This is a genomic window from Cyclobacteriaceae bacterium, from assembly GCA_013141055.1.
GTDB lineage: Bacteria > Bacteroidota > Bacteroidia > Cytophagales > Cyclobacteriaceae > ELB16-189.
The window spans coordinates 2,314,546-2,338,933 of the sequence record JABFRS010000001.1; the positions used below are offsets into that span (position 1 = coordinate 2,314,546).

A 24,388-nucleotide genomic window follows, 5' to 3' on the forward strand; every position below is an offset into this window, starting at 1 on the left:
AGGAGGGTAGTCGTGCGGGACATTCAAAAATTCCGCACGACTTGAATAACTTCTTATTGGTAATCAGGAGGATTTCTTTACCAGGAAATAATAGATAAGGAAACCTAATGAAACAGATACAGCAAACAACCCATAAGGAAGAGGTGATTCGGGATTTACCGAGATGAACTCCATAATGATCAATGAAAGACCACCAAAGAATACAATTAAACCCCATTTCAGAGAACTGTATTTGTTGTCATCTCCAACCTGTTTGAAAATTGCCTGAGTGTCTTCGTTGACAAAACCTTTTTCGATCATCTTCTTTTTCAGAATATAATCAGTCATCACTTTAACGAAGAAATAGACGGAACCGCCAAGCCCACTGAAGATGGCAACTGGCATTAGAACTTCTCTTAAATTACTGTCCATGGCTATGAATTTTAGTTTCTTTTTTGTTTCTGGAGCGTGAGACAGGATGAACAGATGAAATGTTGCAGGAGAATTTGATAAATCTTTCCCAGGATGGATTTAACTCTTAAGAGAAGCTTAAATGCATGCTCGGCAACCTCTCTTTATTTTTAAACGTTCCGCTAGAAAATCCCTTATTTTTCAGCAACCTTCCTGTCCAAACCCGTGTCTAACCTCAAAATGACAGATGATCAGGCCTTAGTAAAGCGGGTATTGCAAGGCGATACGCATGCTTTAAGGACCCTGATACGACAACATGAGAGATTAGTGGGTCATATGGTTGGCAGACTAATCAACAATGCAGAGGATCGTGAGGAGCTTTGTCAGGATGTATTTCTGAAGGTTTATGATAAGCTTGGGGAATTCAATTTTCAGTCAAAATTGTCGACATGGATTGCTACAATAGCATATAACCATTCAATTAATCACTTGAGAAAAAAGAAAATTCTGGTAAATGATATTCCAGATGAGGAGAGCTTTACCAAGCATTTTATTTCGGATGACAATCCTCAGGAGATGCTTGAAGATAAAAATATGGATGCTCTTGTGATGCAATTCATTGATCAGCTGCCAACTCAATACAAAGCAGTGCTCACATTGTATCATCTTGAAGACATGAGTTATCCGGAAATTGGAATAGCTACAGGTATGCCAGAAGGAACTGTGAAAAATTATCTTTTCAGGGCACGGGCATTGGTGAAAGAGAAAGTAAAAAAGTATCTTGGCAAGGAAGAAATGTTATGAACAGCGCAGAAGAAGAATTGCAGAATGAATTTGAGAGATCCGGCAAATCCGGATCTGAGATCGATATGCATTCCTATAAGATTGTTTTCGATGCTTTAAAAAAAGAGCCTGATTTTAACTTGTCTTATAATTTTGCAGATAAGGTCATCGCAAAAATTGAAGTTAAAAAAGAAGACTCAAAGGACTCTTTTTGGATAGTCATGGGAGTTCTTTCATTTGTTATTGCAGCCATCATTTCAATTGTACTTACAGATTTCAAATTGAACTTCGGTGCATTCCGATTCTTATCGGGATATGCAGGACTGTTCGCTTTTGGGATTGTATTTATCCTTGTGCTTCATTGGATTGATAAAAAACTTATCAGACCGCTCCACACTTCCTGACGGGTATCGCCTTTCAAATAAAAAGACATCACTTTCATTGCCATATGCAATCGAAAGGGTCACGCATTCCAACTTTTAGATAAGGTCTTTGATCTATTTGCCGAACGTGTAATATTCCAAACGGTCGTCTGGGAAAATCAGTTTACTTTGTAACAATCCCAACTAACCATGAAGAAAATTTACCACCTGTTTTGCGTGACGCTCATTCTCGTCACTCATTTGGCTTTTGCACAAGAGCCGAAAAAAGAAGATAAGCCAGACACCACCAAAAAGGAGAAACCAAAGAAGAAGAAAGACCTTCCGCTGGAGGTAGCCCGCAAAGTTTCAATCAAGTCCAATGAAGGAACCTGGATGTCACTTGACGTAAGTCCTGATGGGAAAACAATCGCCTTTGATTTTCTTGGAGACATCTTTACAATGCCAATCGCCGGAGGTAAGCCTACTCAGTTTACAAAAGGAATGGCATTCGATTCTCAGCCAAAGTTCAGTCCGGATGGAACGAAACTTCTTTTCATTTCTGATCGAAGCGGTGGTGAAAACATCTGGTGGTTTTCAATTGATAAGAAAGATTCTCTTCAAATAACAAAGGGTGCAACAGAACATTACCAATCTGCAGAGTGGACTCCGGATGGAACTTACATTATCGGATCACGCGGCACACGAAATTTTAAACTCTGGATGTATCATAAAGACGGAGGCTCCGGTGTACAACTGATCAGTAAACCTGACAATCTTAAAACAGTTGAACCAGCTTTCGGACCAGACAATCGCTACATATGGTATTCACAAAGAATCGGCGCATGGAATTATAATGCACAGCTTCCACAATATCAGATTGCTGTATATGATCGTGAGAATGGTGAGATTGAAACAAAAACAACACGATACGGGTCGGCTTTTGCTCCAACACTTTCACCAGATGGAAAGTATCTTGTCTATGGATCACGTTACAATGATCAAACAGGATTGCTTCTTCGTGATTTGAAATCTGGTGATGAAAAGTGGCTCGCTTATCCGGTTCAAAGAGATGAACAGGAATCAATTGCTCCTCTCGGAGTTTTGCCTGCCATGTCATTCACACCTGACAGTAAAGAGTTAGTAGCATCGTATGGTGGTAAATTCTACAGAATACCAGTAGCCGGCGGACCTTCTATTAACATTCCATTTGAAATGGAAACAGAAATGCTCCTGGGACCATTGGTAGAGTTCAAATATCCTATCAAGGACGACAAGGATATGGTTGTAACGCAGATAAGAAACCCTGTTGTTTCTCCTGATGGAAAACAAATTGCATTCACAGCATTGAATAGATTGTATACAATGGATGTTGCTAACGGAACACCAAAGCGTGTGACGAATTTTGATTTTACAGAAGCACAACCTTCCTGGAGTCCAGATGGATCACAGTTATTGTGGGCTTCATGGGAAGGTAACGGCGGCCATCTTTATAAAATAAATTTCAAACTAAAAGGAGCCAAGCCACAGAAATTAACTTCAACGGCTGCATTGTATTCAGATCCTGCCTGGACGTATAAAGGAAATAAGATCGTGTTCCTGCAGGGAACCTCTTTCAATTTCAAGGAAGATGCAGATCCTGTCACCTTTGCAAGTCAGGAAGAGATTGCGTGGATAAGCGGAGACGGAGGGAGTGTTAATGTGATTGCTCGTGCAAAAGGCAGAAGCAATCCTCATTTTGTGAAATCAGATGATCGGATTTACTTATACAGTGGCCAAAAAGGATTGATCTCTATTCGATGGGATGGTACCGATGAAAAACAACTTGCCAAGATTACCGGAATTATGACTTACGGCTCTATCATCGGAGAGAACAACTGTATGCTTGTAGAATCAGCAACAGAACCGCAGAGAGAACCTCTGAATGCTGACATCATTAAAATGGCGCCGGAAGGAGACAAGGCTTTTGCTCAGATACATAATGAGATCTATGTCGTAACGATTCCCAAAACAGGCGGAGAAGTTCCAAAGATCTCTGTTGCTGAGGCAGACAAGGCAGCGTTTCCATCAACGAAGCTGACGAAGTTGGGCGGAGAATTCCCTAGCTGGAGTGATAACGCAAAGATTGTTTATTACTCATTGGGCAATGCATTCTTCACATACAACCTTGAAGAAGCAAAAGCTAAAGAGCTGGAGTTGAAGAAAAAGAAAGCTGAAGAGGAAAAGAAAAAAGAAGAAGATGAAAAGAAAAAGGAGGAGGTAAAAAGCGGTGATAAAAAAGATGAACCTAAAAAAGATGAGAAGAAAGACGAAGGCTACAAGCCCGGAGAAGTTCGCATCAAGGTTACAGTTCAAAAGGATATACCCAACGGAAAACTTTTGCTGCAGAATGCCCGCATCATTACGATGAAAGGTGATGAGATTATCGAGAAAGGAGATATCCTGATTGAAAATGCGCGCATTAAGCAAGTTGGAGCAGCAGGCTCGATTTCAGTTGATGGTTCTGTTCAGATGGACATGGCTGGCAAAACGATCGTTCCCGGATTTATCGACACTCACTCTCACATGTGGCCAGCATGGGGAATTCATAAGAATCAGGTTTGGATTTATGCTGCTAACCTTGCTTATGGCGTAACCGCAACCCGTGATCCACAAACTGCAACTACTGATGTATTAACCTACAGTGATATGGTAGAGACAGGTCAGATCATTGGACCGCGTGTCTATAGCACCGGACCAGGCGTGGGATACTGGGCATATAATCTGAAAGATCTTGATCAGGCGAAAGATATCCTTAAACAGTATTCAGAATATTATAATACGAAGACGATAAAAATGTACTTAACTGGTAATCGCCAGCATCGTCAATGGATCATTCAGGCCGCGAAAGAGCAAAAGCTTATGCCTACAACAGAAGGTGGATTGGATTTCAAACTTAACATGACCAATCTGATCGATGGATATTCCGGTCATGAACATTCTTTACCGATCTATCCTTTGTATAAGGACCTTACAACTTCACTTGCCCAATCTAAAATGACGTACACACCAACACTTTTGGTTTCATACGGAGGACCATGGGCTGAGAATTTTTACTACTCAACGGAAAATGTTAATGGTGATCCAAAATTGAATTACTTCACGCCAAAGTCAGAACTCGATCAGAAATCACGCAGAAGAGGTTCATGGTTTATGACAGAAGAGCACGTGTTTCAGGATCATGCTCGATTTGTAAATGAATTGGTTAAAGCCGGCGGAAATGCAGGTGTCGGATCTCATGGGCAGCTTCAGGGATTGGGATATCATTGGGAAGTTTGGAACATTGCTTCTGGTGGTATGAGCACACACAATGCTCTGAAGGTTGCAACCATCCATGGAGCAAGGGCTCTTGGTCTTGACGGTGACATTGGAAGCATTGAGTCCGGTAAACTGGCAGACCTGGTAATCCTGGATAAGAATCCATTAGAGAATATCAGGAATACAAATTCTGTTAATAAAGTTATGAAGAATGGAAGGCTATTCGATGGAGCAACACTGGACGAGGTTTACCCTAATCCACACAAAGCACCATCATTTGGTAATGAGCAGGCGAGTCCTGTGAATCTTCCTGGGATTAAGTAATTAAATAGAAACTCATCAGTCGTCATTGTTTGGTGCGAGCCAGGCAATGACGATTTTTTTACTCGGACTTTTGTGATTTTAAACGAAGAGCAATTCCTCCAAAATAATTTCTTCTAGAAGAAGCGTTGAAGTAACGGCCACCGACAGCATTCAAATCATTGCCCAGACTATATCGTTCATCCAGAGCATTTTCAATTCCCAAAAAGAATTCAAGAGGAAGTTTTCCGGTAAGCTTGTATCCAAACTTTGCGCCAAGCAAAAAATATTGTGAAGCGTAATCCGTGTTTGCGTCGTTCAAAGGGATACGATCAACATAATGGCTGGTGATATTCAGATAGAAATTCTTTTTGAAAATGATATCAGATCCAAAAGTTACAATGTAAGGGGCAACGCCTGTTAATGCATTCCCCGAGAAATCATTTCCGGAGGTGATGTAGTTATTGAATCTATAATGATTATATGATAGACTTGTGTATAACCGAATATTATTAATGAATGTATTGTGTTGTACTTTGTCAAACTGCTTACTCCAGCTGAGAAAAATTTCGGCACCTTTTTGATCTGTTTTTCCCGCGTTTATAAAAAAATCAGCACCCGTTGCATCACTTTGAATAACAATCGTCTCATCGAGAATGAAATCGTAGAGTGTAAAAGAGGCATCAAAGGCATCCATTACTTTTGTCTTCACCCCAATCTCATAGCTGACTCCTCTTTCAGAATTTAATCCTGAATTAAATGTTGCAGTGGATGGTCTTACTTCTGCCAGAGTGGGAGGAGAGAATCCACTACTTACACTTCCGTAGATAGAAGTACTTTCTGAAAGCTTTTTTAACAATGCGACCCGTGGAGAAATTACCGGATCAAAATTTCTTTCCTGAAAGGAAGAAGGTAATGGAGCAATGCGTTCGAATTGATACTTGATAAAATTGATGCTTGTCCCGAGAGTGAGATAAAAATTTGCTGGTAAATCAAGGTCAATCTGAGTGAATCCAATAACCAATTCAGAGCGAAGCTTGTCGTCTGTCTGAACATTGCCACGATTTCCGGATAGATTATCATAATCAGTAATCGGCGAGAAGAAATGCTGATACTCTGCCCCGAAATTAAGTCTGCCATTTGCAGATGCGATATCAAAAATGAATTTAGTGTTTGTACGCCCTCCCCAATTTTCCTCCCTCCGTATTTCATAATTTCTGATGGCGGGATTTGTAAAGTCAGTGAAGGAACTGAACGCTCCGATTTGCGTAGACCATTGATCACTCCACTCATGTTCGAATGATAATCCCGAATATATTGTGTTGTTGCTGATGGATGCTTTTTGAATAACAGCCCCAGGAGATGCAGGTGATGTTGATGGCCGGGCCTGTTGAGGATCTGTATCGTATTGGGCTTGCGTTAAACCTCCAGGTGTCTCATAGAATAGTTGGGAGGAAAGAATAGTGCCGGATAGAAAACTTCGGGGACTGAAACTATTTTTAAAATCAAATTGAGCTACAAGGCGATTCATTTTGGTTTGCTGTCTGTAACCATCTGATTGCTGATAGCTCAATCGCATATTCATTTGAAATTTTTCGGTCGAAACAAGCGAGCCACCTGCCTGAATGTGAAAAAGTCCATAGCTGCCTCCGGTTAAAGAATAGGATAATCCGGCATCTTTTGGTGACGTCAATAGAACAACACCTCCGGTACCAGCACCATATAAACTGGCACCAGGACCTTTAATAATTTCTATGCTTCCTATTGAACTGAAATCAAAAAGATTGAGATAAGTATTTCCTCCTCCATCAGTCAGTGGCAGACCATTCCAGTAGAATTTAACGTTTCTAACGCCAAACGGAGATCGAAGAGAACTTCCGCGAATTGAAAACCGATAGCTTCCCGGTGAACGCTCTTCCATTCTTACACCAGGGATCATATTAACGGCTGGAAGAATTGAGACGGGACTAAAGCGATTAAGATCCTGATCTTTAATGATGCCAATGGCGGCAGGTACTTCCTGAATGTTTCTGTCTGAAGCATAGCCATGAACGACAACCTCATCCAGTTTTCGAATGGTATCTGGTTTAGTTAAAACTTCCTGCGCAGAAAGATTAATGACTATCAGGGACAGGAAGAAAATCAGATAGCGTGACATCAGAATTGCTAATATCCCTTTATCACATCCTCTACTTCTTTCACATCTGCAAAATATCCTGCGAGCTTGAGCATTACTCTGTCGACGATCGTATCAGGACAGGAGGCGCCACTGGTAAGAACTATGGTTACAGGAATGCGGTCAGGAATAAATTTATGTGTGACTACTTTTTCTTTTGTGTGATAATTAAAATGGTGGATTTCTTCACCCGACTTTAACTCATCATCTGAATTGATAAAGAAAGTCTGGAATTTCCTTTCACACAATTCCACAATATGCGACGTGTTGGAGCTGTTGTAACCACCGACAACAATTGCAAAATCCGCATCGTTCTTCAGAAGCTCGTAGGTCGCGTCCTGATTGTCATTGGTGGCGTAGCAAAGAGTATCCCGTGTATCGGCGAAATGTTCCTTAACAGCTGATTCACCATATTTCTGAATCATGGTTTGACGGAAGAAATCAGCAATTGCCTGTGTCTCTGTTGCAAGCATTGTTGTTTGATTGACAACACCTACCTTTTTCAGGTTGACATCCGGATCGAATCCATCAGAATGCTTGCCCCGGAAATCTTCAAAGAACTCTGCGCGCGATTTGCTTCCAATGATGTAATTACCAAGGTTAATCGCATCCTCCATATCACGAACAATAATGGAATGACCATTCACTGCACTATGAGAAAATGTTGCTCTCGTCTCTTCGTGATTGGGCTTGCCGTGAATAATGATCGTGTGTGATTCCTTTCCGAGTTTCTCTGCACGATTCCACACCTTCTCAACAAAGGGGCATGTAGTATTATATTTTTGAACTTCAACGCCAATGTCGCTAAGGATCTTTTCAATTTCGAGTGTTGTTCCAAACGCGGGAATGATGACAATATCTTCCTTGCTGATCTCTTTCCAGGGGATGAACTGAGAACCGTCCGTATCCATGATAAACTTGATTCCACGTTCCTGAAGATCACTGTTGACTTCCTGGTTGTGGATCATCTGACTTAGGAGAAATACTTTTTTATCAGGATTTTCCTCTAAAGCACGATAGCTGATCTCAATTGCATTTTCAACTCCGTAGCAAAAGCCGAAGTGCCTGGCAATAATAAATCGAACCGGTCCGAAATCCAGAATTGTGGGAGTAAAGTCTTGCTTTCTCAGATCTTTTGACCTCCGGAATTCTTTGATGCGACCTGTAATGGACGATCGGTAATAAGATGGGATTTCGAATTTTTTGATAAAAAGATGCTTAACAACTAACCGTAAAGTTAGTGGTTTGTCGGCAGGTGTCGATAAAGAAAAACGACAGACGAAAAAGAGCTTTCCGCCTGTCGTTTAGTATGGTTCAGGCTGCTTTTGACAGCTTGTCTTCTTTCACCTTGTTGGTATGAACTTCTTTTGAGTTGATATCAAAAGACTTTACTTCTACCAGATTCTTTTTGAAGTACTTAAGCACTTCCATCACTGTTCCGTCAATCTTGCTGCGAACACGTTCGCCTTTTTTAAACAATCTCCTCATTCTTATATGGGATTAGATTCGTACTGCATAGATATACTCCCGTGGGTAGTTCTCATATATCCCCGAGAAGGTGATCAGGTCACCAGCCTTTTTACTCTTTAGAAAGTCATTTACTTCTTTAGCATTTTTTACCGTTTTATCGTTGATATGAGTAACGATAAATCCATCTTTCATGTCTGTATAACGTGAAACTTTTCCTTCTTCCAACTTCACTTTTACACCACTGGAAAGTTCAAGCCCCTTCAAAATCTTATTATCAACATCTTCGAACTTCACACCCAACGAAGCTACAGCATCTTTCTCTACACGCTTGATTGTGCCAAGCTTTCCTTCACGATTTTTTAATGTTATGGTAAAGATCTTTTCTTTTCCATCGCGATTAACGGTTACAACCACTTTGTCACCGGGATGTTTAAGACCAATATATTCAATTAATCCTGAACTTGTTCTGATTTTCGTCTGATCCAGCATGATAATTACATCCCCCTTCTGGATACCCGCTTCCTTAGCAGCGCTCATACTTTCCAGTTCTCCAAAGCCATTTACGTACGCCCCATCATTTACGGCAATGCTGGCTTTATCTTCCAAAGTTTTGACATCCTGAACCTGAATACCAAGCCAACCTCTCTGAACGACACCATATGATAAGAGATCTTCAACGATCTTGCTCACAATGTTGGACGGTACTGCGAAACCATATCCGGAATATGATCCTGTCGGGCTTGCAATGGCTGTATTGATCCCAAGAAGGCCTCCCTGGAGATTCACTAGAGCCCCGCCACTGTTACCTGGATTAATAGCGGCATCGGTTTGAATAAAAGATTCTATTGCAGTTCTTGAACCTCTTTGATCCATAGTGCTATTAATGATGTTGATGTTTCTTCCTTTCGCACTGATGATGCCGGCTGTTACAGTAGAATTAAGATTAAAAGGATTTCCTACCGCTAATACCCATTCTCCGACTTTTGATTGATCCGAATTAACAAAAGACAGAAAAGGCAATTCCTTCTGATTGATTTTCAGAACAGCGAGATCTGTATCAGTATCGGTGCCAATCACTTCAGCTTTATAAGTACGATCATCCGACAAAGTCACTTCAAGAGCATCCGCTCCCGCAACAACATGATTGTTGGTTACAATGTATCCATCAGCATTGATGATCACGCCGCTTCCCGAACTTTGACTTGGACCACGTTGCTGCTGACGTGGATTAAAAAAGTATTGAAAAGGATCTTGTGAATCCTGTTCCCGTGAACTGGCTTGTGCACTGGAAGTAGATTTAATGTGAACTACGGCCTGAGTTACTTTTTCGGCAACTCCGGTGAAATCCAATGGAACCGTTTCACCATTTTCATTTACCGTATAAGCAACCTGAGATGAAGGTATGCCTGTAACGTGTTCTATTCTGACGCCTTCCTTATTGTTTGTGTTAAACCACTGGACACTAACCAGTGTAATGGTGCTGCCTAAAACAGCTGCCAAGATGAGAGATCCAAAACGCTTCATAATCTTTCTTTGTGTTTAATATTATGTAAAACAGATATTAAAAAATATGCCAATTTGATTTTTCACTGCCTTCCCCACCGGTCAACTTCTCCTTTCTGACAATTTTGCAGACTGCTGTAAATACGAGTATGAATCGAATTTGGTTCTGTTTTTTTGACAGACAGGCCTATTTTTTGACCAATTGGCCATTTCTGTATTCATACTCAATGGTAAGATTCCCCTGCTCGTCATACCACTTTGATATACCCTCCCGCAATCCGTTTTTGTAAACACCTTCTTCCATCAGCTTGCCGGTTTCGTAATATACCTTTGTGGTTCCTTCCTGCTTTCCGTTTTGATAGAAGCGCTCTTCTTTCAGGTTAGAGTAATGGTATTCCCGGTATTCGCCATGACGGACATCATTCCGGTACGTGCATTTCTTTATCAATTGGTTGCCATCATTAAACTCAAGATAAAGCCCCTCTTTTTTATCATTGACATAGTTCGTCAATGTCTTTAACAGATGAGTCTGACCTGTAGAATACGTTGCCCATGAACTTTCTTTCTTCCCATCCTTAAGATACCCACTGCTGATTACGATGCCATTGCCGTTTTTCTCTTCGGTATATTGAAGCTCAGAATCTTTGGAAGGTTTTAATTCTGAAGAAACGGATTCAATCTCTTCAGAGTCGTTGGAATTTTTCTGATCAGATTGATCTTTTCCGCAACCATACAGAGAAAGGATCAGGCAAAACAAAAGTGTTTTTTTCATGTTGCTGGGGGCTAAGAAAATGCGACCGGGATAGATGACCATATTATTATAAATTGCTGAAATAACGGCATACAATTTAATAGAAGAAATGAAAATTCAGGGACAGATTATTCTAAAAAAAGGCCGGGAAGCCTCCGCAAAAAGATTTCATCCCTGGATTTTTTCTGGCGCTATTCATTCAATGGAGGGCAAACCCGAAGATGGTGATTGGGTGGAGGTAAAAGATGGATTTAAAAAAACTCTTGGCTTTGGCCACTATCAGAAGGGAACCATTACAGTAAGACTGCTTAGCTTTTCTGATCAACCGCCATCGCAAAAGATTTATTCAGAAAAAATACGCAAGGCAGTTGATCAGAGAATCAATACAAATGTTATCAGCGATCAGACAAATTGCTATCGCTTGATTCACGGTGAAGGAGACGGATTGTCCGGACTGATAGTAGACATCTATAATGGTGTTGCTGTTCTGCAGGCGCACAGCGCAGGTATGCACAATGATCGTCAGTTGATCACTGAATCAATAAAAGAAGTTCTTCCTGATAGTATCAACGCAGTTTATTATAAAAGTCAAAGTACTCTACCGGGAAAGACAGACAAAGAATACCTGCATGGAATGAGTCCTGTGCCTCACGTTGTACTCGAACATGGAAACAAGTTTTATGTCGACTGGGAAGAGGGTCAAAAGACTGGTTTTTTTCTTGATCAAAGAGAGAACAGAATGATGGTAGGCGAAATGGCTAAGGGAAAGAAAGTGTTAAATACCTTCTGTTATACCGGAGGATTTTCTGTCTATGCTCTGGCAGGGGGAGCAGAACTTGTTCATTCTGTTGATGCGTCTGAAAAAGCAATAAATCTCACTAAAAAGAATCTTGAGCTCAATGGATACGATTCAAGCAAGCATCTTAGTGTAGCGGAAGACACTTTTGAATTCTTAAAAGATAAAAAAGATGTTTATGACTTTATCATTCTGGATCCTCCCGCTTTCGCGAAACATAAAGACGCACGCCACCAGGCAATGAAAGGATACCAACGGCTTAATGCAGAGGCAATGCGGGTGATAAAACCGGGCGGGATTATTTTTACCTTTTCATGCTCACAGGTGGTAGACAGACAATTGTTCTATGATACAGTTGTTTCTTCAGCAATTCAATCAGGACGTGAAGTCAAAGTACTCCATCAACTGTCACAACCAGCGGATCATCCGATCTCAATGTTTCATCCCGAGGGTGACTATCTGAAAGGGTTGGTTTTGTATGTTAACTAGCACTACCCTTCAAAACTGACAATACTGCCATTTTGAATGAAATTTAGTCAGGTCAAAAGCGATTTTGGCCTTGAAAACCTACCTGGACGCCTTTTTGATGGTATAGATGCAGCCCGATTCGGGGTTATTTTCCGAATGGTTAACTTTAAAACTTAATTACAAACAACAATTATGAGTAAAGGACTAATTACCACCCTGATCATTGTAGGATCACTGATCGTAGTTTTTGGAGGATTCTTCATGTGGGGAACAGGAGTGTATGACAGTGCAGTCGCAACCCAGGAAGATGTAAATCAGAAATGGGGTGATGTGCAGGCAACTTATCAGAGGAGAGCAGATTTAATTCCAAGTTTGGTAGCGACTGTTAAGGGCGCAGCTGAAAACGAAAAATCTATTTTAGTTCAGGTAACTCAGGCTCGTGCCGGTATTGTTAGTGCGACAACTCCTGAAGAATTGGATCGTGCAGGTAAGCAGATTAATACAGCAATCAATCTTGCATTTGAAGCATATCCTCAAATTCGTTCAACAGAAAACTTTTCTGATTTGCAGGCTCAATTAGAAGGAACTGAAAACAGGATCAACGTTGCGCGCGAGCGTTACAACGAGTCTATAAAAGGATACAACACTTACGTAAGAGGATATTTCAAACGCAAAGCTTTGAGCTGGTTTGGTGATGGCGAAGAGTTTGCCGTAAAGAAAGGGTTTGAATCTGCTGCAGGATCTGAAAAAGCACCTGAAGTGAAATTCTAAAATATTCAGACGATCTGAATCGTCTTCCTTAAATAAAAAAGCCTGACCGAAAATCGATCAGGCTTTTTTTATTCCTGTGAGTTAAAGCAATCTTAGTTTTTCTTCACCTCGCGGTTCTCATAGCTTTCGATCACATCACCTATCTGCATGTCATTGAAGTTCTCAATGCCCATACCGCAATCAAAACCTGTGCGCACTTCACTTACATCGTCCTTGAATCGTTTCAATGTACTGAGCTTACCTGCGTAAACAACAATACCATCACGGATAAGACGAATCGGGTTGGCACGCTTGACAGAACCATCCGTGATCATACAACCCGCTACCGTACCGAACTTGGTAATCTTGAAGACTTCACGAACCTCAGCATTACCAACAATAACCTCCTCCATCTCCTTCTCCAGCATACCTTCCATCGCGCTCTTTACATCGTTGATGGCATCGTAAATGATAGAGTACAAGCGAATTTCAATCTCTTCTCCATCAGCAAGTCTTCTCGCAGAAGTAGATGGTCTTACCTGGAACCCGACGATGACCGCATCAGATGCTGATGCCAGCAATACATCAGATTCTGAAATCTGACCAACACCCTTATGGATAATTCCAATCTGGATCTTTGGTGTGGAAAGTTTCAACAATGAATCAGAAAGCGCTTCAACAGATCCGTCCACGTCACCCTTCACAATCACATTCAACTGCTTGAATGAACCAATTGCAATACGTCTTCCGATTTCATCCAACGTAATGTGTTTCTTGGTACGAATGCTTTGCTCACGTACTAGCTGTGCACGCTTGGTTGCAACTTCTCTTGCTTCACGATCTGTTTCGTAAACAGCAAATTTCTCACCCGCCTGAGGAGCTCCATCCAATCCAAGTACCTGAACTGGTGAAGATGGACCTGCTTCTTTAATTCTTGCGCCGGTATCATCGTACATCGCTTTTACACGCCCGTAGTTAGAACCAGCAACCATAATATCCCCAACACGAAGTGTTCCGCTCTGCACCATAAGAGTTGATACATAACCGCGACCTTTGTCAAGAGATGCTTCAATGATAGAACCAATCGCTAAACGATCAGGGTTTGCTTTCAGGTTAAGCATTTCTGACTCAAGGAGAACTTTCTCCAGCAAGTCATCAATTCCCTTTCCTGTCTTGGCAGAAATTTCCTGGCTTTGATATTTTCCTCCCCATTCTTCAACAAGGATATTATTTTTTGAAAGCGACTCACGTACCTTATCAGGATTCGCTGTAGGCTTGTCAATTTTATTAATAGCAATGACGATTGGTACACCCGCAACCTGCGCGTGATTGATAGCTTCTTTTGTTTGCGGCATTACATCGTCGTCTGCTGCTACCACAATGATAGCAATGTCCGTAAGCTTGGCACCGCGTGCACGCATCGCAGTAAATGCTTCGTGACCCGGAGTATCAAGGAATGCAATCTGCTTACCGCTCTTCGTTGTTACATCATAGGCTCCGATGTGCTGAGTGATACCACCAGCTTCAGAAGCAACAACTTTTGTATTTCTGATATAATCGAGGAGAGAAGTCTTACCATGATCGACGTGACCCATAATGGTAACGATTGGAGCACGAGGCTTCATATCTTCTTCGTCGTCTTCAACTTCTTCGTCTACTGTTTCTTCTTCTGAAGAGATGAACTGAACTTCATATCCAAACTCATCCGCAATGACGGTAATAGCTTCTGCGTCCAATCTTTGGTTGATAGACACAAACATTCCAAGTCCCATGCACGTTGAGATGACCTCATTAACAGAAACGTTCATCATTGATGCCAGATCGTTTGCAGAAATGAATTCTGAAACGCGAAGAATCTTTGAAGCTTCCTGTTCCTGAAGCAACTTTTCCTCCTGTGCATCTGAAACCGCCTGGCGTTTTTCCTTGCGGTACTTTGCTCCGGAGAATTTCTTCTGACCACCACTTAGCTTAGCAAGTGTGGCCCTGATTTGATCCTGAATTTCTTTTTCAGAAGGTTCTCCCTTTTGGGCATGCAAAGGAGCACGTCTTGGATTTCCGGTTGCAGGCGTTCCGGTCGCAGGTGCATTACCCGTTCTTGGAGCTCCCTTGTTTCCGCCTTCATTGGCAGAAGGAATTCTCTTGCGAGGTCTCTTCTTTCTGTCGTCCTGTTGTTGTTTGTCTTGCTGCGGATTGGATTTCTTCTCAGCAGGAAGTTCAATTTTGCCCAACACGTTTAAGCCCTGAAGCTTTTCAGCTTTAGCTTTGATCAACTCTAATTCAGGAGGAGCTTCAACAACTGGAGTAACGACTTCCTCTTTCTTTGGAGCCTCTTCTTTAACCTCTTTTACTGGCTTGGTTTCTTTTACTTCTTTCGGCTCTTTAACAGCCTTAGGTTTTACTTCTTTTGTTTCTTTAGGCTCTTCCTTCTTTTTCTTTTCAAGGTCAATCTTGCCTAGTACTTTAATACCTTCAAGCTTCGCGGTTTCACGCTCGACTTTTTCAGGCTGCTTTGCTTCTTCCTTTGCCTTGATCTCTTTCGAGCCAAGGTTCTTGATCATGATGTTATCATCCTCCTCTGTTTTCTTACGAACAGGTTCTGGTTGAATGGTCAGATTCTCAGCATGCTTTGTACCAATAGTAAGTCCTGATGCTTCAATTTTTTCTGAAGCAGACGCAGCAAACTCCTTCGACAGCATGGCAAACTGTTCCGGTGAGAGTTTTGTGTTCGGATTGTTTTCTACGGTGAAGCCTTTCTTCGCCAAGAAATCCAATATGGTGTTGTGACCCACATTGAGTTTTCTAGACGCTTGCCCCAGCCTTATCATTTTTTCTTCTGCCATGCTCAAAGTTGACTATGTTTTTTCTTATTAATGTGATTATTATATGAATTTATTCAAATTCCTTGCTCAAAACAGCCACAACATTTTCTACTGTCTCCTCTTCAAGGTCAGTTCTGCGAACTAATTCTTCCTTGTTAAGAGCCAATACACTCTTTGCGGTATCAAGTCCGATCTGCTTAAGCTGATCGATAACCCAGCTTTCAATTTCGTCTGAGAATTCGTCAAGATCCACATCTTCTTCACCGGCGGTTTGTTCACCAAGTTCACGGAAGACATCAATCTCCATACCTACTAAGCGGCTTGCTAATTTGATATTAAGCCCGCCTTTACCAATCGCTAAGGATACCTGATCAGGTTTCAGATAAACAGAAACACGGTTAGTGTCCTTATCAATTTTAAGATTTACAATTTTCGCCGGACTCAGGGCACGCTGAATAAACAACTCAAGATTTTCAGTATAGTTGATTACGTCGATGTTTTCATTTTGCAATTCACGAACGATAGCGTGAATACGTGATCCCTTCATACCTACGCAAGCTCCAACCGGATCAATACGATCATCATATGATTCAACGGCAACCTTTGCGCGCTCTCCTGGCTCACGAACAGCTTTCTTGATAGTGATCAAACCATCATAAACTTCAGGAACTTCCTGTTCAAACAAGCGCTCCAATAACACAGGAGATGTTCTTGAAAGAACAATCTTTGGATTGCCATTCACCATTTCAACTTTGTGAACAATCGCTCTTACATTTTCTCCCTTACGGTAACGATCCTTAGGAATTTGTTCGTTGCGGGGAATTGAAATTTCATTTCCTTCTGCATCCGTTAATAATACCTCACGGCTCAAAACCTGATATACTTCTCCAGTGATGATCTCACCGACAATCTCCTTGTATTTCTGGAAAAGAATGTCTTTTTCCAGGTCTTTGACTTTTTGCATAAGCGTTTGACGTGCAGTAGTTACTGCGCGACGACCGAAGTGCTCAATTTCAATTGGCTCAGAAACTTCTTCTCCCACTTCGAAATCAGGTTCAATCTTTTGAGCTTCTGACAAGCTGATTTTGTCATGTTCCCAGATATCTTCCGAGTCGTCGTCGACGATCTCACGAATGCGGTAGATTTCCAAGTCACCTTTATCCGCGTTAATGATAATATCAAAGTTGTCATCATTGACATACTTCTTTTTGATCATAGTGCGAAATACATCTTCCAGGATCCGGATCATGGTAGGCCGGTCGATGTTTTTTTGCTTGGCGAAGTCGGCAAACGACTCAATTAAATTTGATATGTCCATCTTAGATTATTTAAACGAAACCATTACAAATGCTCTTTCTATTTCTTCATAGGGTAGGATCATCTCTTTTTCAACGATGATTTTTCCCTCTTTAACTTCTTCTGCTAATACGATCTTGTCGTCGTCGGCGTGGATCAATTTTCCCTGGATAATACTCTTGTCTTTTCGGTGAATCTTAAACCCACGTCCGATATTCTTCTGGTACTGTCTCTTCAACTTCAGCGGATGATCCAATCCTGGAGTAGATACTTCCAGCGTATAGCTTTCCGCCTCAAAATTTATCTCGTCAAGTTTTTCAGAAACTACTCTGCTGATCCGGGTACAATCATCGATCGTAACACCCTTGTCGCCGTCAATGATTATCGAGATTTTAGAGAAATTTCGGTTAGAAGCCACAATTTCCACTAAAAACAGCCCTGGATCCTGTAGGCTCGCCTCCACCAACTCTGTCAATTTTGCCTTAATGTCCATTTTTCTATAAAGAAAGAGGGGACTTTTGGGTCCCCTCTTTGACTTTTTCCTCAGAAGTATGACAAAGGTATGCCTTTTTATTTTTTATCGCAAATTATTGTGTTCTTTGGCCGTTTAAGCCACATTTCATTTCATGATCAGGCCAGTTTTTCTCATCCTTCTGATTGGATTTTTAGCCTCCTGCGGTAAAAAGGAGAAGCCAGTAGAAGAAACACCACAGCGCCTTATCAAGGTGCCTATTTTCAATGCGGATTCTGCATTTTGGTTTACCGAGAAGCAGGTAAAATTCGGGCCCAGAATCCCCAACTCACCAGCACACAAAACCACTGGCGATTATCTGACAACGACTCTCAAAAACTATGGAGCTTCTGTCATTACTCAGGAGTTTGAATCAAATTCTTTCGATGGTAAAAAACTCTTTCTCAGAAATATCATAGCAAGTTTTTATCCGGAGAAGCAGAAGAGAATTTTATTGGCAGCGCATTGGGATACCCGACCTTTCTCCGATAAAGACAAGGATAAACCGGATGCAAAATTTGATGGCGCCAATGATGGTGCTAGTGGAGTAGCCGTGTTGCTGGAAGTAGCTCGCACCTTATCTCAAAATTCTGCACCCGATACGGGTATTGATATTATCTTATTTGATGGTGAAGACTGGGGTGAAAAAGAAAATGCTTCCGGCAGAATTCAACCTCCGCAGGGATTGAATTCCTGGTGGTGCCTTGGCTCACAATATTGGGGGAAACATAAACACAAGCCGAACTATACTGCTTACTATGGTATTCTTCTTGATATGGTGGGAGCGCAGGGAACGCATTTTTTTCAGGAGGGATACTCAATGGAGTATGCGCCAAAGATTGTTGATAAAGTCTGGAACACTGCTGCGCGTCTTGGTCATGGATCCTTATTTGTAAGACAAAAGAATGGAAGCATCACCGATGATCACGTTTATGTAAACGAGCTCGCGAAAATTCCAATGATTGATATTATTCCGTATGATCCGTCATCCGGATCGTTTGGCGATTACCACCACACTCAAAAAGATAACATGTCAGTGATCAGTAAAGAAACACTTGGCGCCGTCGGCAATGTGTTGATGAATGTGATCTATTACGAAGGACAATAGTTATTGCTCAAGAATACTTTTGAGATAGACACCGTATCCACTTTTTTCGAGAGGCTTTGCAAGCTTTAACAATTGTTCGGCATCAATGAACTTCATTCGATAAGCGATCTCTTCAATACATCCTATCTTCAATCCCTGACGCTGCTCAATCACCTGAATAAAGTTTCCGGCCTGCATCAGTGAGTCAAATGTTCCCGTATCAAGCCATGCTGTGCCACGACTCATTGTTCCAACGCGAAGTTTTCCTCTTTTCAGATAGACATTATTGACATCTGTTATCTCAAGTTCTCCTCGTGGACTTGGTTTCAAAGCTTTTGCAATCGCCACCACTTCATTGTCATAGAAATAAAGACCTGGTACTGCAAAATTCGACTTTGGATTCTTTGGCTTTTCTTCAATAGAGATTGCTTTCTTGTTCTCATCAAATTCAACAACACCATATCTCTCAGGGTCATGCACATGATATGCAAATACAACTCCTCCATCAGGATTAGTATTCTCACGAAGTAATTCAATAAGTCCTGAGCCGTAAAAAACATTGTCACCCAGCACTAAGGCAACTTTTTCTTTGCCGATAAATTTTTCGCCGATGATGAACGCCTGAGCAAGACCATCAGGAGTTGGTTGCTCAGCGTAGGAGATCTCACAACCAATTTGTTTGCCATCACCCAGCAAGCGTTTAAAAAATGGAAGATCAAAAGGAGTGGAGATGATAAGGATTTCGCGGATGCCAGCCATCATCAGGATAGACAATGGATAATAAACCATTGGCTTGTCATACAGAGGCATAAGTTGTTTGCTCATGACCAGCGTAAGCGGATGTAAGCGGGTGCCTGACCCTCCGGCAAGAATAATTCCTTTCATGTTCTATCGGTTATGGTACATGCTTTTATAATACTCGCGGTAAGCGCCAGATGTTACATTGTCTAGCCACTCACGGTTGTTGAGGAACCAGTCAACTGTTTTTTCCAGACCTGTTGGGAAATCTATAGATGGTTTCCAACCCAACTCGCGTTGAAGCTTGGAAGAGTCAATAGCATATCTCAGATCGTGACCGGCTCTGTCTTTTACGTAGGTGATTAGCTTTTCTGAGGTGCCAGCTTCGCGCTTAAGTTTTTTATCCATGATCTGACAAAGCAGCATGACAAGATCAATGTTCTTCCATTCGTTATTACCACCAATGTTATAAACTTCTCCTACTTTCCCCTTTTCGAAAATAGTATGAATAGCACTTGCGTGATCTTCAACATAAAGCCAGTCGCGGACGTTTTCACCTTTTCCATAAACCGGAAGCGGCTTGCTATTAATGATGTTGAAGATCATCAATGGAATAAGCTTTTCAGGAAAATGATTCGGGCCATAATTATTGGAACAGCGACTGATAATTACCGGCAATCCAAAGCTGCTATGAAAAGCGCTGACGAAATGATCGCTGCCAGTCTTTGATGCTGAATAGGGAGAACGTGGATCAACAGGAGTTTCCTCTGTAAAGTATCCACCATTATCCAGTGAACCATACACCTCATCTGTTGAGATGTGATAGAATAATTTGTTTGCGAAATTATCCTTCCAGCTTACCCGGCATGCCTGCAATAGATTGAGTGTGCCAACGATGTTCGTTACTGCGAATTCGGCAGGATTTTCAAGGGAGCGATCAACATGTGATTCTGCAGCAAGGTGGATAACGCCATCAAATTGCTCCTTGATAAACAGTTCTTTGAGGAATTCATAATCCACAATGTCTCCTTTAACGAACCGGTAATTCTTCTCGCTTTCCACCTCCCGGAGATTTTCAAGATTACCAGCATAAGTAAGTTTGTCAAGATTAACAATTGAGTAATCAGGATGCTTCTTAACAAAAAGTCTGACGACATGAGATCCGATAAAACCGGCTCCTCCTGTGATTAATATTTTTTTACTCATCGTGTGTATGCTTCAAAATTCTTATGGTCACGTTGGTATAGATCTTCCTGTGACAATGTTTTAAAATAATCGTACGTGATTTTTAAACCTTCAGCTCTGGAAACTTTCGGCTCCCATCCAAGAAGCTGTTTTGCTTTTGTAATGTCCGGCTGACGTTGCTTAGGATCATCTTTAGGGAAACCTTTGTAAATAATTTTTTGTGATGTACCTGTTAATTTGATTACCTCCTTGGCAAAATCAAGGATTGTTATCTCGTCGGGGTTTCCAACATTTACTGGCAACGCATAATCCGACATGAGTAGTCTGTAAATACCTTCCACCAGATCATCCACGTAACAAAACGAACGCGTTTGCAAACCATCACCAAAGACAGTCAAATCTTCTCCACGCAACGCTTGCCCTATAAAAGCTGGGAGCACGCGGCCATCATTCAGGCGCATGCGCGGACCGTATGTATTGAATATCCGTATGATCCTGGTTTCAACCTGATGATACGTGTGATAAGCCATCGTAATAGCTTCCTGAAACCTTTTTGCCTCATCATAAACTCCCCTTGGACCCACTGGATTCACATTTCCATAATATTCTTCCACCTGAGGGTGAACGATAGGATCTCCATAAACTTCGGAAGTGGAGGCTACAAGAATTCTTGATTTTTTGGCACGGGCCAGTCCAAGAAGATTATGAGTTCCTAACGAACTTACCTTGAGCGTTTGAATGGGAATCTTTAAATAATCAATCGGGCTGGCGGGGGAGGCAAAGTGAAGAATGTAGGCAAGATCACCAGGGACATGGACAAATTTTGAAACATCGTGATGATGAAACTCAAAATTTTCCAGATGAAATAGATGCTGAATGTTCTTCAGCTCACCTGTTATCAGGTTATCCATAGCAATCACATGATAGCCTTCTTTGATGAACCTGTCACAAAGATGAGAGCCGAGGAAGCCTGCACCTCCAGTAATTAAAACTTTTTGTTTAGGCATGTATAGTTTTTCGTCCGATGCTGATATACGTGAATCCCTGATCCTGCATATCCTTTAGTTCATAAAGATTACGGCCATCAAAGATAACCTTGCTTTTCATAATGGAGATCAGCTTTGCAAAGTCCGGTGTTCTGAACTCAGGCCATTCTGTTGCAATAAAGATTGCATCCGCTCCGGTTGCAGCTTCATAAGGAGTTGTGTGATAGCTGATCTTATCGCCCAATATTTTTTTCACATTATCCATTGATTCAGGATCATGTGCCCGGATAATAGCTCCCTCTGAAAGAAGCTCATCAATGTTGTATAATGACGGAGCTTCGCGGATATCATCAGTATGTGGCTTAAACGATAGACCCCAGAAAGCAATCACTTTTCCTTTTAAGCTTCCAAAATGTTTTTTGATATGAGGAATGAGCTTGGTTTTCTGATCTGCGTTAACAGCCATCACGGATTTCAGAATCTTGAAGTCATAATCATTATCTTCTGAAGCTTTTGCCAGTGCCCATACATCCTTTGGAAAACAACTGCCGCCATATCCAATTCCAGGAAATAAAAATCTTTTACCAATTCTACTATCAGTACCTACACCTTTACGGACTGCATCCACATCGGCTCCAAGTTTTTCGCAAAGATTCGCGATTTCATTCATGAAGGTGATCTTAGTAGCAAGAAAAGAGTTCGCCGCATACTTTGTCAATTCTGCAGAACGCTCATCCATGAAGATGATTGGATTACCCTGACGAACAAAAGGTGCATATAACGTCTCCATAATTTTCTTTGCGCGATCAGAAGATGTTCCGATCACCACACGGTCTGGTTTCATAAAGTCATCAACTGCCACACCTTCACGCAAGAATTCAGGATTGGAAACCACATCGAAATCAACCTTCGCTTTTGCTTTTATCTTCTCTGTAACTTTCTCTGCTGTGCCAACAGGTACCGTACTCTTGTCAATGATGACTGTGTACGATTGTAAAAGCTCGCCCAACTGACCCGCTACACCCAGGACATATTTCAAGTCTGCAGATCCATCTTCTCCCGGAGGTGTAGGTAATGCTAAAAAGATAATCTGAGCATCCTTTATACCTTCTTTTAAGTTCGTGGTAAACGATAGTCGTCCCTGTTTAATATTTCGCTCAAAAAGAACGTCAAGGCCAGGCTCGTAAATGGTGATGGTTCCCGCTGAAAGCTTTGAAATCTTCTCCGCATCGATATCGACACAAGTCACCGTATTGCCAGTCTCTGCAAAACAGGTTCCCGTTACCAAACCGACATAACCTGTCCCAACGACTGATATTTTCATGATTAAACTTTTTTAGAGGGGGCAAAAATAGGGCTTTGAGCATGAGAATCTGCGCATTCTGGACGAAATAAAGCAAGCAAACTAACAGTCGTTTGGCTGATTGTTGAAGTTGCTGTACTTTTGAAACCTAAATAAGAAAGGCGATGCAAGTAATGACAGAGACTTCTGCTGGAATTGATTTCGAGCAATCGGAAAGCCAGGCGATGGTAACACAAATGATCAGGGATTTTGGGAACAAATTCATCCGTCCTCATATGATGGAATGGGACGAGTCTCAGGAATTTCCGGTTCATATTTTTCGTGAAATGGGTAAGCTGGGGCTTATGGGTGTGCTGGTTCCAACGGAGTATGGTGGTGCTGGCTTAAGCTATATGGAATACGTAACCACCATTGCTGAGATATCACGCATTGATGGTTCAATAGGATTATCAGTAGCTGCACATAATTCTCTTTGTACAAATCATATTCTTCAGTTTGGCAATGAAGAACAAAAGCAAAAATATCTTCCAAAGCTTGCTTCAGGCGAATGGATTGGAGCTTGGGGTTTGACAGAACCAAATACAGGATCAGATGCCGGAAACATGAGGACCGTTGCTGTAGAAGATGGCGATCATTATGTGCTCAATGGATCCAAGAATTTCATCACCCATGGAAGAAGCGGGAATGTTGTAGTAGTTATTGTTAGAACGGGCAAGGTTGGAGATTCTCATGGAATGTCTTCTTTCATCATTGAAAAGGGCACAAAAGGGTTTACTTCCGGAAAGAAGGAAAACAAACTTGGAATGCGTGCATCAGAAACTGCTGAGTTGATCTTCTCAGATTGCCGTGTTCATAAGAGTCAGATGATGGGTGAAGTAGGTGAAGGATTTATTCAGTCTTTGAAAGTTCTTGATGGTGGACGCATTTCAATTGCAGCCTTAAGTCTTGGAATTGCACAGGGAGCATTTGATGCGGCCCTGCAGTATTCAAAGGAACGTCAGCAGTTCAACAAACCGATCTCATCTTTTCAGGGCATTTCATTTAAGCTTGCTGACATGGCAACCAAAATTGAAGCAGCCAGACTTCTGACATTCAGAGCTGCAGAGCTAAAGAACATGGGTAAAAGCGTGAACAAGGAATCTGCCATGGCAAAGCTTTACGCCTCTGAAGTGGCGGTGGATGTGGCCAATGAGGGAGTGCAGATTTTTGGTGGCTATGGTTATACCAAGGATTTTCCGGCTGAGAAGTTTTACCGTGACGCAAAACTCTGCACAATCGGTGAGGGGACCTCAGAAATCCAGAAATTGGTGATTTCCAGGGCTCTTTTAGCCTAGTTGGTCTTAGGCTTCACTATTTTAGTTTGATTTTGCAAAATAGGTGCCCTTTACCCTATATTTGCAGCCCATAAAGAACAATACGC

The 24,388-nt window shown here is 41.6% G+C and carries 20 protein-coding genes; 7 read left to right on the plus strand and 13 right to left on the minus strand.

Going from position 1 to position 24,388, the window contains the following annotated elements; translation table 11 throughout:
• Positions 1-63: 63 nt before the first annotated feature.
• Entirely contained in the window at positions 64-411 is a 348-nt protein-coding gene (locus tag HOP08_10360; protein NOT75322.1) for a hypothetical protein, read from the minus strand.
• A 204-nt stretch (positions 412-615) separates the two neighbouring features.
• On the opposite strand from HOP08_10360, the gene HOP08_10365 reads away from it, so the two are divergent.
• The 3 genes from HOP08_10365 (at position 616) to HOP08_10375 (ending at position 5,153) form a co-directional block, all read left to right on the plus strand.
• The gene (locus HOP08_10365; protein ID NOT75323.1) at positions 616-1,194 is read left to right on the plus strand and encodes a sigma-70 family RNA polymerase sigma factor; all 579 of its coding nucleotides are present in this window, start codon (positions 616-618) and stop codon (positions 1,192-1,194) included.
• Entirely contained in the window at positions 1,191-1,577 is a 387-nt protein-coding gene (locus HOP08_10370; GenBank protein ID NOT75324.1) for a hypothetical protein, read from the plus strand. The genes HOP08_10365 and HOP08_10370 overlap by 4 nt, the downstream gene beginning before the upstream one ends.
• Before the next feature lie 168 nt (positions 1,578-1,745).
• The gene (locus HOP08_10375) at positions 1,746-5,153 is read left to right on the plus strand and encodes an amidohydrolase family protein (GenBank protein ID NOT75325.1); all 3,408 of its coding nucleotides are present in this window, start codon (positions 1,746-1,748) and stop codon (positions 5,151-5,153) included.
• Between the two features lie 58 nt (positions 5,154-5,211).
• Here the strand turns inward: HOP08_10375 and HOP08_10380 are convergent, their stop codons facing one another.
• From HOP08_10380 to HOP08_10400, 5 genes are all read right to left on the minus strand, one after another.
• Positions 5,212-7,287 carry a TonB-dependent receptor plug domain-containing protein gene (locus tag HOP08_10380; GenBank protein ID NOT75326.1) on the minus strand — a complete coding sequence of 692 codons (2,076 nt, stop codon included), beginning with the start codon at positions 7,285-7,287 and terminating at the stop codon, positions 5,212-5,214.
• An 8-nt stretch (positions 7,288-7,295) separates the two neighbouring features.
• Positions 7,296-8,513 (minus strand): 4-hydroxy-3-methylbut-2-enyl diphosphate reductase, encoded by a 1,218-nt coding sequence (locus HOP08_10385; protein NOT75327.1) that lies wholly within the window; start codon positions 8,511-8,513, stop codon positions 7,296-7,298.
• Between the two features lie 106 nt (positions 8,514-8,619).
• Complete coding sequence (locus HOP08_10390; GenBank protein NOT75328.1) at positions 8,620-8,793, minus strand: hypothetical protein; 174 nt, start codon at positions 8,791-8,793, stop codon at positions 8,620-8,622.
• Between the two features lie 12 nt (positions 8,794-8,805).
• A complete protein-coding gene (locus tag HOP08_10395) occupies positions 8,806-10,302 on the minus strand; it encodes a PDZ domain-containing protein (protein ID NOT75329.1) in 1,497 nt (498 codons plus the stop codon).
• Between the two features lie 163 nt (positions 10,303-10,465).
• On the minus strand, positions 10,466-11,050 hold the full coding sequence (locus tag HOP08_10400) for a toxin-antitoxin system YwqK family antitoxin (GenBank protein NOT75330.1): 585 nt from the start codon (positions 11,048-11,050) through the stop codon (positions 10,466-10,468).
• An 88-nt stretch (positions 11,051-11,138) separates the two neighbouring features.
• On the opposite strand from HOP08_10400, the gene HOP08_10405 reads away from it, so the two are divergent.
• Positions 11,139-12,314 (plus strand): class I SAM-dependent rRNA methyltransferase, encoded by a 1,176-nt coding sequence (locus tag HOP08_10405; protein NOT75331.1) that lies wholly within the window; start codon positions 11,139-11,141, stop codon positions 12,312-12,314.
• Between the two features lie 171 nt (positions 12,315-12,485).
• Positions 12,486-13,064, plus strand: coding sequence for a LemA family protein (locus tag HOP08_10410; GenBank protein NOT75332.1), 579 nt, complete (start codon positions 12,486-12,488; stop codon positions 13,062-13,064).
• A gap of 92 nt (positions 13,065-13,156) precedes the next feature.
• Here the strand turns inward: HOP08_10410 and infB are convergent, their stop codons facing one another.
• Genes infB through HOP08_10425 form a run of 3 tightly spaced genes read right to left on the minus strand, consistent with a single transcriptional unit; the run spans position 13,157 to position 17,651 of the window.
• Positions 13,157-15,883: a translation initiation factor IF-2 gene (gene infB / locus HOP08_10415; protein ID NOT75333.1), complete on the minus strand. Its 2,727-nt coding sequence runs from the start codon at positions 15,881-15,883 to the stop codon at positions 13,157-13,159.
• A 49-nt stretch (positions 15,884-15,932) separates the two neighbouring features.
• Positions 15,933-17,180 carry a transcription termination/antitermination protein NusA gene (gene nusA / locus HOP08_10420; GenBank protein ID NOT75334.1) on the minus strand — a complete coding sequence of 416 codons (1,248 nt, stop codon included), beginning with the start codon at positions 17,178-17,180 and terminating at the stop codon, positions 15,933-15,935.
• A 6-nt stretch (positions 17,181-17,186) separates the two neighbouring features.
• Positions 17,187-17,651 carry a hypothetical protein gene (locus HOP08_10425; protein NOT75335.1) on the minus strand — a complete coding sequence of 155 codons (465 nt, stop codon included), beginning with the start codon at positions 17,649-17,651 and terminating at the stop codon, positions 17,187-17,189.
• A 133-nt stretch (positions 17,652-17,784) separates the two neighbouring features.
• On the opposite strand from HOP08_10425, the gene HOP08_10430 reads away from it, so the two are divergent.
• The gene (locus HOP08_10430; GenBank protein NOT75336.1) at positions 17,785-18,777 is read left to right on the plus strand and encodes a M28 family peptidase; all 993 of its coding nucleotides are present in this window, start codon (positions 17,785-17,787) and stop codon (positions 18,775-18,777) included.
• Here HOP08_10430 and rfbA read toward each other — a convergent pair whose 3' ends face one another.
• The 4 genes from rfbA to HOP08_10450 are packed head-to-tail and all read right to left on the minus strand — an operon-like array spanning position 18,778 to position 22,989.
• A complete protein-coding gene (rfbA, locus tag HOP08_10435; protein NOT75337.1) occupies positions 18,778-19,641 on the minus strand; it encodes a glucose-1-phosphate thymidylyltransferase RfbA in 864 nt (287 codons plus the stop codon).
• A gap of 3 nt (positions 19,642-19,644) precedes the next feature.
• Positions 19,645-20,700, minus strand: a complete 1,056-nt coding sequence (gene rfbB, locus HOP08_10440; protein ID NOT75338.1) for a dTDP-glucose 4,6-dehydratase — start codon at positions 20,698-20,700, stop codon at positions 19,645-19,647.
• Positions 20,697-21,686: an SDR family oxidoreductase gene (locus HOP08_10445; protein ID NOT75339.1), complete on the minus strand. Its 990-nt coding sequence runs from the start codon at positions 21,684-21,686 to the stop codon at positions 20,697-20,699. The genes rfbB and HOP08_10445 overlap by 4 nt, the downstream gene beginning before the upstream one ends.
• Complete coding sequence (locus HOP08_10450; GenBank protein ID NOT75340.1) at positions 21,679-22,989, minus strand: UDP-glucose/GDP-mannose dehydrogenase family protein; 1,311 nt, start codon at positions 22,987-22,989, stop codon at positions 21,679-21,681. Before HOP08_10450 ends, HOP08_10445 begins: the two co-directional genes overlap by 8 nt.
• 173 nt (positions 22,990-23,162) lie before the next feature.
• Between HOP08_10450 and HOP08_10455 the strand changes: the two genes are divergently transcribed.
• A complete protein-coding gene (locus HOP08_10455; GenBank protein NOT75341.1) occupies positions 23,163-24,302 on the plus strand; it encodes an acyl-CoA dehydrogenase in 1,140 nt (379 codons plus the stop codon).
• Positions 24,303-24,388: the final 86 nt, after the last annotated feature.

Bases quoted from the DNA above. Each gene is read 5' to 3' on its own strand.
- HOP08_10410 (NOT75332.1), top strand. From the start codon at position 12,486: ATGAGTAAAGGACTAATTACCACCCTGATCATTGTAGGATCACTGATC.
- HOP08_10370 (NOT75324.1), top strand. From the start codon at position 1,191: ATGAACAGCGCAGAAGAAGAATTGCAGAATGAATTTGAGAGATCCGGC.
- HOP08_10360 (NOT75322.1), bottom strand. From the start codon at position 411: ATGGACAGTAATTTAAGAGAAGTTCTAATGCCAGTTGCCATCTTCAGT.
- HOP08_10425 (NOT75335.1), bottom strand. From the start codon at position 17,651: ATGGACATTAAGGCAAAATTGACAGAGTTGGTGGAGGCGAGCCTACAG.
- HOP08_10400 (NOT75330.1), bottom strand. From the start codon at position 11,050: ATGAAAAAAACACTTTTGTTTTGCCTGATCCTTTCTCTGTATGGTTGC.
- HOP08_10405 (NOT75331.1), top strand. From the start codon at position 11,139: ATGAAAATTCAGGGACAGATTATTCTAAAAAAAGGCCGGGAAGCCTCC.
- rfbB (NOT75338.1), bottom strand. From the start codon at position 20,700: ATGAGTAAAAAAATATTAATCACAGGAGGAGCCGGTTTTATCGGATCT.
- HOP08_10430 (NOT75336.1), top strand. From the start codon at position 17,785: ATGATCAGGCCAGTTTTTCTCATCCTTCTGATTGGATTTTTAGCCTCC.
- HOP08_10375 (NOT75325.1), top strand. From the start codon at position 1,746: ATGAAGAAAATTTACCACCTGTTTTGCGTGACGCTCATTCTCGTCACT.
- HOP08_10380 (NOT75326.1), bottom strand. From the start codon at position 7,287: ATGTCACGCTATCTGATTTTCTTCCTGTCCCTGATAGTCATTAATCTT.
- HOP08_10390 (NOT75328.1), bottom strand. From the start codon at position 8,793: ATGAGGAGATTGTTTAAAAAAGGCGAACGTGTTCGCAGCAAGATTGAC.
- rfbA (NOT75337.1), bottom strand. From the start codon at position 19,641: ATGAAAGGAATTATTCTTGCCGGAGGGTCAGGCACCCGCTTACATCCG.
- infB (NOT75333.1), bottom strand. From the start codon at position 15,883: ATGGCAGAAGAAAAAATGATAAGGCTGGGGCAAGCGTCTAGAAAACTC.
- nusA (NOT75334.1), bottom strand. From the start codon at position 17,180: ATGGACATATCAAATTTAATTGAGTCGTTTGCCGACTTCGCCAAGCAA.
- HOP08_10450 (NOT75340.1), bottom strand. From the start codon at position 22,989: ATGAAAATATCAGTCGTTGGGACAGGTTATGTCGGTTTGGTAACGGGA.
- HOP08_10445 (NOT75339.1), bottom strand. From the start codon at position 21,686: ATGCCTAAACAAAAAGTTTTAATTACTGGAGGTGCAGGCTTCCTCGGC.